At 50.3% G+C, this 1,135-nt stretch carries 2 protein-coding genes; one reads left to right on the top strand and one right to left on the bottom strand.

Features of this window, described 5'->3' with window-relative positions; all coding sequences use genetic code 11:
• Positions 1 to 423 (bottom strand): BcsE family c-di-GMP-binding protein (locus ACOCD9_RS15590; protein WP_419547916.1); only part of this gene is annotated, 423 nt, incomplete at its 3' end.
• 100 nt (positions 424 to 523) lie between these two features.
• On the opposite strand from ACOCD9_RS15590, the gene ACOCD9_RS15585 reads away from it, so the two are divergent.
• Complete coding sequence (locus tag ACOCD9_RS15585; protein ID WP_419547915.1) at positions 524 to 655, top strand: hypothetical protein; 132 nt, start codon at positions 524 to 526, stop codon at positions 653 to 655.
• Positions 656 to 1,135 lie beyond the last annotated feature (480 nt).

Genomic DNA, 1,135 nt, shown 5'->3' with positions numbered 1-1,135 from the left:
GAAAATATTCGCCAATGGTTGTTGAATATTTTCACACCAGCGGTGTAACTGTTGGGTACTCAGGTTTTCGATATTGTCCGAATTCACCATCAACAGTAGATGACTACCGCGTGCGATGTTTATTCGATGTAAATCCGCGGTCAAGGCCGTGAACGCCTGACGAGCAGACGCATCGTGAGGCATGGCAAACATGCGCAGCGTCGATGGACCGCAATCGGCAGCCAACGTCTCGACAATTGCTTCGGGGGCGGTGCCGCTGCATATTAACGTCGCGGTATCGTCTTCAGATAACGCCGACAAAAACTGACGAGCAAAAATTTCCGCATCGCTCGCACGGTCCAGGGCAATCCAATATACCCCGCCTGCGCGTAGCAACATTTGCTCATCCTGCAGATGCCGGATGGCCAACGTGACATGTCCCACAGCCTTCTACTCCAATCGTCCCAATGCACGAAAAACACTCAACCCGAATGGTTAAGAATCGGCAAAATTTGAAGGCCGCTAACAAAGAGACAATGAGACAATGAATATCCAGGCATCGCTATCGGCGGCGAAACTCGTCTCAATAAATGATAAAAACTTTTATCAATCAACTAAGCCAGAGAAACCTATCACCGCGCCAGGGCGTGATGGCCATTTTGCAGCGCGCGAATAATGTGGCACCCGGCTGGCGGTGTCAATATTTTGTGGGGAAGAGTTTAGAGTCGTAGGGACAGACGGCGAAAGTTAGTCATTTTATTGGCGCCTTTAATCTGTTAATGAACGATTATTACTGGCGAGCTATCGACGTGTACGAGCGGGTTACTTTGTGGCGTCACGATTGAGATCAATTTCGTGATCAGCTGTGTGGAGCACAGCAAAATTCATATCGTTATTCATTAACGGTATTTAAATTTAATTTCTTATATCTATAAAGTTACACCCCTGCGTACCTGCCGACCAATCGGCGCGCCGCACGACACGAACCAACACGGAACCTCCGTGAGTTTCTGATCGACGCGCGCGCCCTTGAGCGTGCCGTGCGTGGGAGTGATTTATGTCTGCAGCTTCAGCATCGCCAAGCATCGCGCCACAATTCTTCGAAGTCCGCCCGTTCAGCGGGGCGGTGGGTGCCGAGATCGTCGGTCTCGATTTG

It is taken from the genome of Microcystis sp. (genome assembly GCF_048564745.1).
Lineage (GTDB): Bacteria > Cyanobacteriota > Cyanobacteriia > Cyanobacteriales > Microcystaceae > Microcystis > Microcystis ichthyoblabe_A.
This window is presented reverse-complemented; position numbering and strand designations above follow the sequence as displayed.

What these genes read in the sequence shown, in the direction of transcription:
- ACOCD9_RS15585 (WP_419547915.1), top strand. Translation starts at nt 524, where the DNA reads ATGAATATCCAGGCATCGCTATCGGCGGCGAAACTCGTCTCAATAAAT.